This is a genomic window from Enterobacter sp. Li2LvB3 (assembly GCF_056156645.1).
The window spans coordinates 1-12,491 of the sequence record NZ_JBSICG010000022.1 but is presented as its reverse complement, the minus strand read 5'-3'; the positions used below and the strand labels follow the sequence as shown (position 1 = coordinate 12,491).

The 12,491-nt window shown below is 56.5% G+C and carries 11 protein-coding genes; 7 read left to right on the top strand and 4 right to left on the bottom strand.

All coding sequences use genetic code 11. The annotated features are described in order from the left end of the window. The first annotated feature begins 29 nt into the window (after positions 1 to 29). On the top strand, positions 30 to 245 hold the full coding sequence (locus ACS603_RS17420) for a zinc ribbon domain-containing protein (RefSeq protein ID WP_182062053.1): 216 nt from the start codon (positions 30 to 32) through the stop codon (positions 243 to 245). Here ACS603_RS17420 and xseA read toward each other — a convergent pair. After that, positions 242 to 1,615, bottom strand: coding sequence for an exodeoxyribonuclease VII large subunit (gene xseA, locus ACS603_RS17415; RefSeq protein WP_474944640.1), 1,374 nt, complete (start codon positions 1,613 to 1,615; stop codon positions 242 to 244). The genes ACS603_RS17420 and xseA overlap by 4 nt on opposite strands. Positions 1,616 to 1,774: 159 nt before the next feature. Here xseA and guaB point away from each other — a divergent pair, with 159 nt between their 5' ends. Both guaB and guaA read left to right on the top strand, forming a co-directional pair. Further along, positions 1,775 to 3,241, top strand: a complete 1,467-nt coding sequence (guaB, locus tag ACS603_RS17410; protein WP_014071321.1) for an IMP dehydrogenase — start codon at positions 1,775 to 1,777, stop codon at positions 3,239 to 3,241. 68 nt (positions 3,242 to 3,309) lie between these two features. After that, positions 3,310 to 4,887 (top strand): glutamine-hydrolyzing GMP synthase, encoded by a 1,578-nt coding sequence (gene guaA / locus ACS603_RS17405; protein WP_446493722.1) that lies wholly within the window; start codon positions 3,310 to 3,312, stop codon positions 4,885 to 4,887. Positions 4,888 to 4,977: 90 nt separating this feature from the next. Here the strand turns inward: guaA and ACS603_RS17400 are convergent, their stop codons facing one another. Beyond that, positions 4,978 to 5,316 (bottom strand): DUF6616 family protein, encoded by a 339-nt coding sequence (locus ACS603_RS17400; protein ID WP_474944639.1) that lies wholly within the window; start codon positions 5,314 to 5,316, stop codon positions 4,978 to 4,980. Positions 5,317 to 5,387: 71 nt separating this feature from the next. Next, positions 5,388 to 5,915 carry a MarR family winged helix-turn-helix transcriptional regulator gene (locus ACS603_RS17395; RefSeq protein ID WP_474944638.1) on the bottom strand — a complete coding sequence of 176 codons (528 nt, stop codon included), beginning with the start codon at positions 5,913 to 5,915 and terminating at the stop codon, positions 5,388 to 5,390. A 311-nt stretch (positions 5,916 to 6,226) separates the two neighbouring features. Here ACS603_RS17395 and ACS603_RS17390 point away from each other — a divergent pair, with 311 nt between their 5' ends. Together ACS603_RS17390 and ACS603_RS17385 are read left to right on the top strand one after the other, a co-directional pair. Then, positions 6,227 to 7,423: an NAD(P)/FAD-dependent oxidoreductase gene (locus ACS603_RS17390; protein ID WP_474944637.1), complete on the top strand. Its 1,197-nt coding sequence runs from the start codon at positions 6,227 to 6,229 to the stop codon at positions 7,421 to 7,423. After that, complete coding sequence (locus ACS603_RS17385; protein WP_474944636.1) at positions 7,423 to 7,803, top strand: helical membrane plugin domain-containing protein; 381 nt, start codon at positions 7,423 to 7,425, stop codon at positions 7,801 to 7,803. Before ACS603_RS17390 ends, ACS603_RS17385 begins: the two co-directional genes overlap by 1 nt. A gap of 71 nt (positions 7,804 to 7,874) precedes the next feature. On the opposite strand, the gene ACS603_RS17380 is transcribed toward ACS603_RS17385, so the two are convergent. Further along, a complete protein-coding gene (locus ACS603_RS17380; RefSeq protein WP_474944635.1) occupies positions 7,875 to 8,708 on the bottom strand; it encodes a MurR/RpiR family transcriptional regulator in 834 nt (277 codons plus the stop codon). Positions 8,709 to 9,000: 292 nt separating this feature from the next. Here ACS603_RS17380 and ACS603_RS17375 point away from each other — a divergent pair, with 292 nt between their 5' ends. Then, entirely contained in the window at positions 9,001 to 10,506 is a 1,506-nt protein-coding gene (locus tag ACS603_RS17375; protein WP_315686439.1) for a CoA-acylating methylmalonate-semialdehyde dehydrogenase, read from the top strand. A gap of 11 nt (positions 10,507 to 10,517) precedes the next feature. After that, positions 10,518 to 12,443 (top strand): 3D-(3,5/4)-trihydroxycyclohexane-1,2-dione acylhydrolase (decyclizing), encoded by a 1,926-nt coding sequence (gene iolD / locus ACS603_RS17370; RefSeq protein WP_474944634.1) that lies wholly within the window; start codon positions 10,518 to 10,520, stop codon positions 12,441 to 12,443. The last annotated feature ends 48 nt before the right edge of the window (positions 12,444 to 12,491 follow it).

The window sequence follows — 12,491 nt, the reverse complement described above, 5'->3', positions numbered from 1 at the left end:
GTAATGAATACCAGGTTAAAGGAGTCACTATGTCGATTATCTGCCCGGATTGCCATGCAGAGCTGGAGCCACAAAACGGTGTGGCTCACTGTGAAAAGTGTAACAACGACATTGCGCTTGAAGCGCGCTGCCCGGAGTGCCATAAGCCGCTCCAGGTGCTAAAAGCCTGCGGTGCAGTGGATTATTTCTGCCAGAACGGCCACGGGTTGATCTCTAAAAAACGCGTGGAATTTGTGCCGGTTTAATCCGGCTTTTTCTTCCGCGTTTTTTTGGCAACGGTTACGCCTTTCACTTCGCTTTCCACCCAGCCATCTGACAGCCGGGTGGTGAGCACATCACCGGCTTTCACTTGTTTGGTCTGCTTCAGCACTTTGCCATCCGTTGCGGTTGTCACGCTGTAGCCGCGCGCCAGCGTGGAAAGCGGGCTAACGGCCTCAAGATGGGTCACGGCATTACCAAAGCGCTCACGGGTGTTGCTCAGTCGTGCACGCAGGTTCTCTGCCAGGCGAAACTCCAGCTGTTGAATACGCGTTTGCGCGCGATAAATTTTCGGCTGCGGGTTTTGCTGGTTCAGGCGTTGGGTCACACGCTGCTGGCGTGATACCGCGCGCTTAAGCTGATTATCCAGGGCGAAGTTCATCCGCTGGCGCAGGCGATCCAGCACGGTCTGCTGACGCGCCAGACGCAACTGAGGGTGCTGCTGTTGCAGGCGATGATGAAGCTGCGTAAAGCGGCGGGTGCGATTCGCGAGGAAATAGTCCATCGCCATTTCAAGACGCTGCTGCCCGTTCTGAAGCTGGCGCAGCAACTCAAGCTGATTGCGGCTAACCACTTCTGCCGCCGCCGATGGCGTAGGCGCGCGCAGATCCGCCACAAAATCAGCGATAGTCACGTCTGTTTCGTGTCCGACGGCGCTCACCACCGGGATAAGGCTGGCAAAGATTGCCCGCGCCACGCGTTCGTCGTTAAAGCTCCACAAGTCTTCCAGCGAACCGCCGCCACGCCCAACGATTAATACGTCACACTCCTGACGCGCGTTCGCCAGTTCAATGGCGCGCACAATCTGGCCCGGTGCATCGTCACCCTGCACGGCAGTCGGGTAGATGATGACGGGCAGGGAAGGGTCACGGCGCTTAAGCACGTGCAAAATATCGTGCAGGGCCGCACCGGTCTTAGAGGTGATAACGCCCACGCAGTGCGCAGGTGAGGGCAGCGGTTTTTTGAACTGCTGGTCGAACAGACCTTCTGCGGAGAGTTTAGCTTTTAACTGTTCGTATTTCTGTTGCAGTAAGCCTTCACCCGCAGGCTGCATACTCTCGACAATAATCTGGTAGTCGCCGCGCGGTTCATACAGGGTGATATTGGCGCGAACCAGAACCTGCTGACCATGCTGCGGGCGGAAGGTAACGCGACGATTGCTGTTGCGGAACATCGCGCAGCGTACCTGGGCGGTATCGTCTTTTAGCGTAAAGTACCAGTGGCCGGATGACGGTTGGGTGAAGTTTGAGATTTCACCACTGATCCAGACCTGCCCCATTTCCTGCTCAAGCAGTAAACGAACCGTTTGGTTTAGGCGGCTGACAGTAAAAATTGAGGGGGTTTGAGAGGATAACATGTGAGCGGGATCAAATTCTAAATCAGCAAGTTATTCAGTCGATAGTAACCTGCTGAGAGGGGAGCGCAAGTATTTTTTATAAAAAAGTGTGGATGCAATCGGTTACGCTCTGTATAATGCCACGGCAATATTTAACCACCCAGGTCAGAGATATTGCCCATGCTACGTATCGCTAAAGAAGCACTGACGTTTGACGACGTCCTCCTTGTTCCCGCTCACTCCACCGTTCTGCCGAATACTGCCGACCTCAGCACGCAGTTGACTAAAACCATTCGCCTGAACATTCCTATGCTCTCTGCGGCAATGGACACCGTGACTGAAGCGCGCCTGGCTATCGCCCTGGCACAGGAAGGTGGCATTGGCTTTATTCACAAAAACATGTCTATCGAGCGTCAGGCTGAAGAAGTTCGCCGCGTGAAGAAACATGAATCCGGTATCGTCACCGACCCACAGACCGTTCTGCCAACCACCACCCTGCACGAAGTTAAAGCCCTGACCGAACGTAACGGCTTTGCCGGCTACCCGGTTGTGACTGAAGCCAACGAACTGGTGGGTATCATCACCGGCCGTGACGTGCGTTTCGTGACCGACCTGAACCAGCCTGTCAGCGTTTACATGACGCCGAAAGAGCGTCTGGTGACCGTTCGCGAAGGCGAAACACGTGAAGTGGTCTTCGCGAAAATGCACGAAAAACGCGTTGAGAAAGCGCTGGTTGTGGATGCGAACTTCCACCTGCGTGGCATGATCACCGTTAAAGACTTCCAGAAAGCAGAACGTAAACCAAACGCCTGTAAAGACGAGCATGGCCGTCTGCGCGTAGGTGCTGCGGTTGGCGCGGGTGCTGGCAACGAAGAGCGTGTTGATGCGCTGGTTGCGGCAGGCGTTGACGTGCTGCTGATTGACTCCTCTCACGGCCATTCCGAAGGCGTTCTGCAACGTATCCGTGACACCCGTGCGAAATATCCTGACCTGCAAATCATTGGCGGTAACGTGGCGACTGGCGCAGGCGCTCGTGCTCTGGCTGAAGCCGGTTGCAGCGCGGTGAAAGTGGGTATTGGCCCTGGCTCCATCTGTACTACCCGTATCGTGACCGGCGTGGGCGTTCCGCAGATCACCGCCGTTTCTGATGCGGTTGAAGCGCTGGAAGGCACCGGCGTTCCGGTTATCGCTGATGGCGGCATCCGCTTCTCTGGTGACATCGCTAAAGCCATCGCCGCTGGCGCTGCTGCCGTAATGGTAGGCTCCATGCTGGCCGGTACTGAAGAATCTCCGGGCGAAATCGAACTCTTCCAGGGCCGTTCTTACAAATCTTACCGCGGTATGGGTTCCCTGGGCGCGATGTCCAAAGGCTCTTCTGACCGTTACTTCCAGACCGATAACGCCGCTGACAAACTGGTACCGGAAGGTATCGAAGGTCGCGTTGCCTATAAAGGCCGTCTGAAAGAGATCATTCACCAGCAGATGGGCGGCCTGCGCTCCTGTATGGGTCTGACCGGCTGTGGTACCATTGACCTGCTGCGTACTAAAGCGGAATTCGTACGTATCAGCGGTGCGGGTATCCAGGAGAGCCACGTTCACGACGTGACGATCACTAAAGAGTCCCCGAACTATCGTCTGGGCTCCTGATTTTCTTCGCCCGACCTTGTGTCGGGCGATTTATTTAATCTGTTTCACTTGCCTCGGAATTAGCGTCAATGACGGAAAACATTCATAAACATCGCATTCTCATCCTGGACTTCGGTTCTCAGTACACTCAGCTGGTGGCGCGCCGCGTGCGTGAACTGGGCGTTTACTGTGAACTGTGGGCGTGGGATGTCACGGAAGCACAGATTCGCGAATTCAATCCAAGCGGCATCATCCTGTCCGGCGGCCCGGAAAGCACCACCGAAGACAACAGCCCGCGCGCACCGCAGTACGTGTTCGAAGCAGGCGTTCCGGTGTTCGGCGTGTGCTACGGGATGCAGACCATGGCAATGCAGCTGGGCGGCCACGTTGAAGGTTCTAACGAGCGTGAGTTCGGCTATGCGCAGGTTGAAGTAGTTACCGACAGCGCGCTGGTACGTGGAATCGAAGACTCCCTGACCGCAGACGGTAAACCGCTGCTGGACGTGTGGATGAGCCACGGCGACAAAGTGACCGCTATCCCGGCTGATTTCGTGACTGTTGCCAGCACCGAAAGCTGCCCGTTCGCCATCATGGCAAACGAAGAAAAACGCTTCTACGGCGTACAGTTCCACCCGGAAGTGACCCACACCCGCCAGGGGATGCGCATGCTGGAACGCTTCGTGCGTGACATCTGCCAGTGTGAAGCCCTGTGGACTCCGGCAAAAATCATCGACGACGCGGTTGAGCGTATTCGCCAGCAGGTTGGTGATGACAAAGTGATCCTTGGCCTGTCCGGTGGCGTTGACTCCTCCGTGACAGCGATGCTGCTGCACCGTGCTATTGGCAAAAAACTGACCTGTGTATTCGTGGACAACGGTCTTCTGCGCCTGAACGAAGCCCAGCAGGTTATGGACATGTTCGGTGACCACTTCGGTCTGAACATCGTTCACGTGGAAGGCGAGAAGCGCTTCCTCGATGCGCTGGAAGGTGAAAACGATCCAGAAGCCAAACGTAAAATCATTGGCCGCGTCTTCGTAGAAGTGTTCGACGAAGAAGCGCTGAAGCTTGAAGACGTTAAATGGCTGGCACAGGGCACTATCTACCCTGACGTTATCGAATCTGCTGCCTCAGCAACCGGTAAAGCACACGTCATCAAATCTCACCACAACGTGGGCGGCCTGCCGAAAGAGATGAAGATGGGTCTGGTTGAACCGCTGCGTGAGCTGTTCAAAGATGAAGTGCGTAAGATCGGTCTGGAGCTGGGTCTGCCGTACGATATGCTCTACCGTCACCCGTTCCCGGGTCCAGGTCTGGGCGTGCGTGTGCTGGGCGAAGTGAAGAAAGAGTACTGCGACCTGCTGCGTCGTGCGGATGCTATCTTCATCGAAGAGCTGCACAAAGCTGACCTGTACAACAAAGTGAGCCAGGCGTTCACCGTGTTCCTGCCAGTACGCTCCGTAGGCGTAATGGGCGATGGCCGTAAATACGACTGGGTTGTTTCCCTGCGTGCGGTAGAAACCATCGACTTCATGACCGCACACTGGGCGCACCTGCCGTATGACTTCCTGGGCCGCGTGTCTAACCGCATCATCAACGAAGTCAACGGCATTTCCCGCGTGGTGTATGACATCAGCGGTAAGCCACCGGCTACGATTGAGTGGGAATAACCCCGCGCCCGGCGTAAACTGACCCCTGATAGCCCGACCTCTAAGCCCGCGTAATTAACTGCGGGCTTTTTTTTATTTAAACAGTGGAGGCTACAGAGCAGCGAGTTGCGTAAGATGTTCGTTCAGATCGACGCCTGCGCCTGTCGCATTGATTGTGTCGAAATAGTTATGCCACCCGGAAGTGGCGATGCCCGACACTAAAGCGCTCATGGCCTTCGCATCAGGCGCACGCCAGATGGCGAAAAACGTTTGCGATGGCGCATGCAGGGTTGCGGCGTCCGTTTCCCCCAGGGCGATTGCCTCTACCCCCAGAGCTGACAGTGCCCCCATACCGGCGCCAATAGCGTCAAAAAACTGCTGGCGGCCGTTCTGGTCGAGCGCCAGCCATGCGGGTTTTGGGGAATAAAGTTCAGCCAGATAATGTGTCATATGAGCAGTCCTTCTCTGTGTCAGTTCTTACGGTTAATGGCGTACAGGGGCGTTAACCCGAGCCGCCGCACTTAACGTGAGTTGTCCTTAGCGGTCTCACTGTCGTTCAACGGATTGGCTACGTTGCGCCATGCCCTCTGTAACAGGCTGCTTATCGTCTTCCGCTCATCCTGATTGAATCCTGCGAACAGGGAGCCGATCCACTGGCTGTGCTCGTTGAACAGATCTCGCGCGGTGTCTTGTCCTTTCGCTGTCAGCCGTACTGACACCATGCGGCGATCCTCATTGTCACAGTGACGAGAGAGAAATCCGTCACGTTCCAGCCCGTCCAGAAGACCGGTGACGGTGGCGCGCGTGACGCCCGCGCGTTTGGCCAGCTCGTGCGGTGCCAGCCCTCCCGGCAGGTTGTGCAGCAGGAACAGCATCACGAATTTCCCTTCTGACAGATGATGCGGTGCCAGGCGCGCAGTACATGACCGATCGATGGCAGAGGCCAGCGACAGCACTTCGAAGCAAAGCCGCATGTTATCCGTGTCCGCTTGTCCACGGCGTTTTGCCTCATCAAGTAAGGCAAGGTGTTTTTGTTCGAGTATGTTCATATGGCACCATATTATATGGCGACTAATCACAAGTCAACGATCCAGATACTCAGACACAGGATCCCTGGCGCGCGTGGTTTTCTCGTTGAAACAAAACCCAGCGGCAATGCTAATAACGGTTTGCTATTTTTATGCTGATATAACTTATATTTTACATGTTATATTTTATAGTTAACCGAAATTCACAAACTAAAAATTTAATTTGTCGTATTGTTGCGGAATATTACTCTATCACTACCCTTTGACTGAGCGTAACAGTGAAGCGGTCTGGTTACGTGAATTCCCATTCACTACCATGAGCGAATAAAGGAATGAAAAACCGCATAATTATTGTCGGCGGCGGCACGGGAGGGACAATTGTTGCCAACCTGCTGGCCAGAAAATTACGGCGTGAAATTGCTGCCGGTCAGGTGGAGTTGATGCTGATCTCCGAATCGCCGGTGCATTACTACAAACCGGCGTTTATGTATGTCGCGTTTAACCTCTTCCACCACCATGAGCTGGCACGGCCTGAACGGCAATTACTGAGTCCGGAAATTCACTTTATTACCGATAAAATAGAATCTTTCGATTTTAAACAGCGTCGACTGTACGGTGCCAGTAAGCAACATTACGACTGGGACCTGCTGGTTATCGCAACCGGCTGCACGCCTTTCCCCCAAAAAATCCCTGGCCTTGCCGAAGCGGGCGACCATTTTTATCAATATGCGGCGGCAAGACAATTAGCGCATAAGCTCTCCACCATTAAAAAGGGGCGAATATTTATTACCGTCTCTTTCCCGGAAACACCGAATGTTCCCCATCAGTGCGGCATCGCCCCCATTGAAACCACGCTTATGGTTGACGACTATCTGCGTCAGCGCGGCGTACGTAATCAGGTTGAGATCGTTTACACCTATCCGACCGTAGCGCAGTTGCTGCGAAACTGTCTGTTCCTGCAGCGTCCGGTTGGGGAGGCGCTGGGCGATATTTTTGCTGCCAAAGGGATACAGCATCAGCGCGGCTTTACCTTAAGCCATGTCGATCCTGACAGCAAAATTGCTTATTCCGCCGAGGGCGATTCACAGAACTTCGACATCCTGATGGCAACGCCTCCCATCAGGGCAGTAGAAGCAGTGCGTAATACGGGCCTCAGTGAGGTTCATAACGGTGAAGGCTGGCTGCCGACGGATCACCAAACGCTGGGCGTCTACGGCTTAGAAGGGGTGTATGTGATCGGCGATACCGTTGATCTCCCGATCAGTAAAGCCGGGGGATCGTGCCACAACCAGGCGCCGATCGTTGCCGATAACATTGTGGCGGAGCTGTATGGCAGACCACCCGGAAGCGGTAACCATTACGATGGACGGGTTCAGGCTGTTGCGCAGATGGGGCTCTGGGCCGGCATGCCGCTGGTGTATGACTATCGCAATGATGTCACGCCTATGCCGGCAACAAAACTCGGTGGCATGCTGCGAAACGGCTTTAACCGCGGACTGTATTGGGGTGTCGTGAGGGGGATGTTCTGATGAGTGAACAGGAACAGTTATTAAAAAGCCTCGCCCCGCTGATGGCAGGCAATCGTCTGAATAATCTGGTTGATCTGCTCGCCGTAGTAGCAGATCTGCTGGAAATGACCGATAACGCGATGGTCGAAAAACTGGCTGGCGTTTTTGAAGATGTGGTAACCGTCGGCTGGGAAGGTGGAACCGCGCTACGAATGGCGTGGGGAGAGCAAATTAACCGGGAAGGGGATATCTCGCTTCGGCAAGTGTTCGCCGCGCTCAACGATCCTGATACCCGCCGCGGCATCATGCTTTTACTGCGGGTGTTACAGATTACGGGGCAACGTCTGAATTCCCTTTCTTCTGTCAGTTATTCTGATTGCCCCGAGATAAGGAGTAGTTAATGTCTGGCTGATGCTCTTCAGGCGGTCGGGTAGCGGCTATGCCTTACCCGGCCCACCAAACTGCATTTGGGCTATTTCTCCCCGCCACCCAACCGATACGCCAGCGCCACCACCAGCGACTGCACCAGGCACAGCGTCGCTGACTGAGATCGAAACGCGTCCACCTGCGCCTCTTTCACCACAAAGCAGAGATCGCTGAACGTCGCCAGGGGGCTTATCTGGCTATCGGTAATCACAATCTGCCGCGCACCGACGCTGGCGGCAGTTTCGCTGACCATCACCGTCTCTTCCGCGTACGGCGAGAAGCTGATCGACACCACAATGTCGCGCGCCTTAATGCGGCTGATCTGTTCGCGCAGCATCCCGCCCATGCCGTCGAGCAGAATAGGGCGGCACTCCAGATGGCTCAGGGCGTAGGTCAGATAGGCGGCGACGCTAAAGGAGCGACGTAAACCGGCGATGTAGATGGTGTCGGCATCGGCCAACAGCTGAACGGCACGCTCCAGCATCTCCGGCTCGGCACGGGCGGCCAGCTGCTGTAGCGCCTGTGCATTTGAACGGGCGAACTCCTGCAGGATATCGAGCGGCGTTTCCGGTACGGTCTCGTTCTCCATTTCGCGGAACAGCCGGGCGCGATCGCTGTAGCTGGCGGTTTCTTCCACCAGGTTCATACGAAACAGCTGTTTCATTTCGTTGAACCCGGTGAAGTCAAAGGCGTTGGCAAAGCGGATCAGCGTCGACGGCGGCACATCGGCGCGCTCGGCAATAACGGCAACCGTATCAAAGGCCACGCTGTTGGTGTTATCCAGCACGTAGCGGGAAACCTGCTGCAGCCTCTTGCTCAGGCTATCGTAGCGATCGCGGATTTGCTGCTGCAGTTCGTTCAGGCTGGTTGCTGTCGTCATGTTATCCCCCAAATACAGTCATATGATTCTAAACGCAAAACCGCGTCTTTTAAATGTCGGCCATCCATCTGGCAGCAAAAATGAAACAGAAGCTTCAGTCATTTCCTCGCCCGAAATCCCTTAATAGCGCACGCTGCGTCAGTGTTGTTGGCTGTTAACATAAAAATCCATCCTTGATCACAATAATCATCATTTATTTTATTTCAACTTAAAATGGAATATTTGTTTCATATATAGTGTTCAGTACACAGTGTTCAGGTAACAATCACGTATCAACAGCGAGAGGTTAAGGATGGAGACGGTAGCGAATTTTATTCACGGCGAAAGTGTCACCGGTTCAGGCCAGCGCGTTCAGGCGATCTTCAACCCGGCCACTGGCGAGCAGATCCGCCAGGTGGTGATGAGTACGGCACAGGAAACCGGGCAGGCCATTGCCGCCGCGCAGCAGGCGTTTCCGGCGTGGGCGCGTCAGGCTCCGCTTAAGCGCGCGCGTGTGATGTTCCGCTTCAAGGCGCTGCTGGAAGAGAACATGGCGCGCCTGGCCCGCATCATCAGCGAAGAGCACGGCAAGGTCTTCTCTGACGCGGTGGGCGAACTGACCCGTGGCCTGGAGGTGGTGGAATTTGCCTGCGGCATCCCGCATCTGCAAAAGGGTGAACACTCTGCGAACGTGGGCACCGGCGTCGACAGCCACTCGCTGATGCAACCGCTTGGGGTCTGCGTCGGGATCACGCCGTTTAACTTCCCGGCGATGGTACCGATGTGGATGTTCCCGATTGCGCTGGCGACCGGTAACACCTTCGTGCTGAAACCGTCGGAAAAAGATCCTTCTCTCGCGCTCGCACTGGCGCAATTGCTGAAAGAGGCCGGCCTGCCGGACGGCGTGTTCAACGTGGTGCAGGGCGATAAAGAGTCCGTTGATGTGCTCCTGACCGACCCGCGCGTGCAGGCGGTGAGTTTTGTCGGCTCCACGCCAATTGCGGAATACATATACCAGACCGCGTCCGCTCACGGTAAGCGCTGCCAGGCGCTGGGCGGTGCGAAAAACCACTGCATTTTAATGCCAGATGCGGACATGGAGATGGCGGCCAACGCCATTATGGGCGCAGGCTTCGGCGCAGCGGGGGAACGCTGCATGGCGCTCTCGGTGGTGCTGGCGGTGGGTGATAAAACGGCCGATGACCTCTGCGCCCGGCTGGAAAAACAGATTGCCGCGCTGCGCGTCGGGCCGGGTCTGGACCAGACGCCAGAAAACGAAATGGGTCCGCTTATCTCTTCCGCCCACCGCAGTAAAGTGCTGGGCTACATCGATAGCGGGGAAGCGCAGGGGGCGAAACTTCGCGTGGACGGTCGCGGCTTCAGCGTGAAAGGGCACGAACAAGGCTATTTCGTCGGGCCGACGCTGTTCGATAACGTCACTCCGGAGATGACCATCTATAAAGAAGAGATTTTCGGCCCGGTGCTTTCTGTGGTGCGCGTAGCAGATTACGCCAGTGCGGTGGATCTGATTAACCGCCATGAATATGGTAATGGCTCGGCGATCTTCACCCGTGACGGCGGCTGTGCGCGCCGCTTCTGCGAAGAAGTGCAGGCGGGCATGGTGGGGGTCAACGTGCCGATCCCGGTGCCGATGGCATTCCACAGTTTCGGTGGCTGGAAACGCTCTATCTTTGGTGCGCTCAACGTCCACGGCAACGACGGCGTGCGTTTCTACACCCGAATGAAAACCATCACCGCGCGCTGGCCGGAAATGCAGCAGGAGACAGGCGCTGCGTTCTCCATGCCAACGCTGGGCTGACAGGAGGTTTTATGCAAACCGAACGTATGACCATGGCTCAGGCGCTGGTCCGGTTCCTTAATCAACAGTACGTCAGCGTAGACGGCGACGAAACGCCCTTCGTGGAGGGTATCGCCACAATTTTCGGGCATGGCAACGTGCTCGGTATTGGCCAGGCGCTGGAGCAGGACCCCGGCCATTTACAGGTGATGCAGGGCTGCAATGAGCAGGGGATCGCCCATATGGCGACGGGATTCGCCAAACAGCACCGCCGTCAGCGCATTTTTGCCGTCACCTCTTCCGTCGGGCCGGGCGCCGCCAATATGGTGACCGCCGCGGCAACCGCCACGGCGAACCGCATCCCGCTGTTGCTGTTGCCGGGCGATATTTACGCCAGCCGCCAGCCGGACCCGGTGTTACAGCAAATCGAGCAGTATCACGATCTCAGCATCAGCACCAACGACTGCTTCCGTCCGGTCTCCCGCTACTGGGACCGCATCAGCCGGCCAGAGCAACTGATGAGCGCGATGCTAAGCGCGATGCGAACGCTTACTGACCCTGCAAATACCGGGGCGGTGACTATCTGCCTGCCCCAGGACGTGCAGGGCGAAGCCTGGGATTATCCCCTGAGCTTCTTCGCGCGTCGCGTGCATCACATCGAACGTCGCCCACCTGACCCGCTGCGTCTGGCGCAGGCGCAGGCGCTGATCGCCCGCAAGCGTCGTCCGCTGGTGGTGTGTGGCGGCGGCGTACGTTACTCCGGCGCGCATGAGGCGTTTCGTGAATTTGTCGAGACGTTACAACTGCCGTTTGCCGAAACCCAGGCCGGGAAAGGGGCGCTGGTAAGTGACCACCCACTTAATCTGGGCGGGGTGGGTGTGACGGGCGGAATGGCCGCCAACCAGCTTGCACCGAAGGCGGATTTAGTGATTGGCATCGGTACGCGCCTGACCGACTTTACCACCGGCTCCAAGGCGCTCTTTTCCCATCCTGACGTCGAATTTCTGCTGCTGAACGTGGCCGAGTTTGATGCCCTGAAGCTTGACGCCACCGCGCTGATTGCTGATGCCCGGACCGGGCTGCAGGCCTTAACCCACACGCTCAGGGATTACCGCAGCGGCTGGGGGGAGGAGATTGCCCAGGCGCAATCCGCCTGGCGCGACGAGTGTCGCCGTCTGTGGGCTCGCCAGTGGCATCCGGCAGATACACCCGAAGTGGCGGGGCACCTGGATGCGCAACTGACGGAATACGGTGAGACGCTTAACACCCGCCTGACCCAGACGCGGGTGCTGGGGCTTATCAACCAGTATATTGAAGATGACGCCATCGTGGTGGGGGCGGCTGGTTCGCTGCCAGGAGACTTACAGCGCCTCTGGCAGGTCAAAACGCCGGACAGCTATCACCTGGAGTACGGCTATTCCTGCATGGGCTACGAGATTGCGGCCGCCATTGGTGCGAAGCTCGCCAGACCCGAGCAACCGGTATACGCCATGGTGGGGGATGGCTCTTACATGATGTTGCACTCCGAGCTGCAAACCGCGGTGCAGGAGGGCCTTAAGGTCACCGTTCTGCTGTTTGATAACGCCAGCTTCGGCTGCATTAATAACCTGCAAATGGGGCACGGCATGGGCAGCTTTGGCACGGAAAACCGCCAGCGCAATCCTAAAACCGGGCGGCTTGACGGGCCGCTGGTGAAGGTCGATTTTGCGCAAAACGCGGAAAGTTACGGCTGTCGCGCGTGGCGGGTAAACGATGAGCAAAGCCTGCTGGCGGCACTTGAGGCGTCAAGCGCACATCCGGGCCCGACGCTGCTGGACATCAAAGTGCTACCGAAGACCATGACCCACGATTACGCCGCGTGGTGGCGAACCGGTGATGCGCAGGTGGCGGAGTCATCTGCGGTGTGCCAGGCCGCTCTGCAAACGCAGGCACAGGTGAAAAAAGCGCGTCAGTATTAATTTTTTCCCGCCTTAACGAAATTTTCATTTCATTTCCCCTCACCCTAA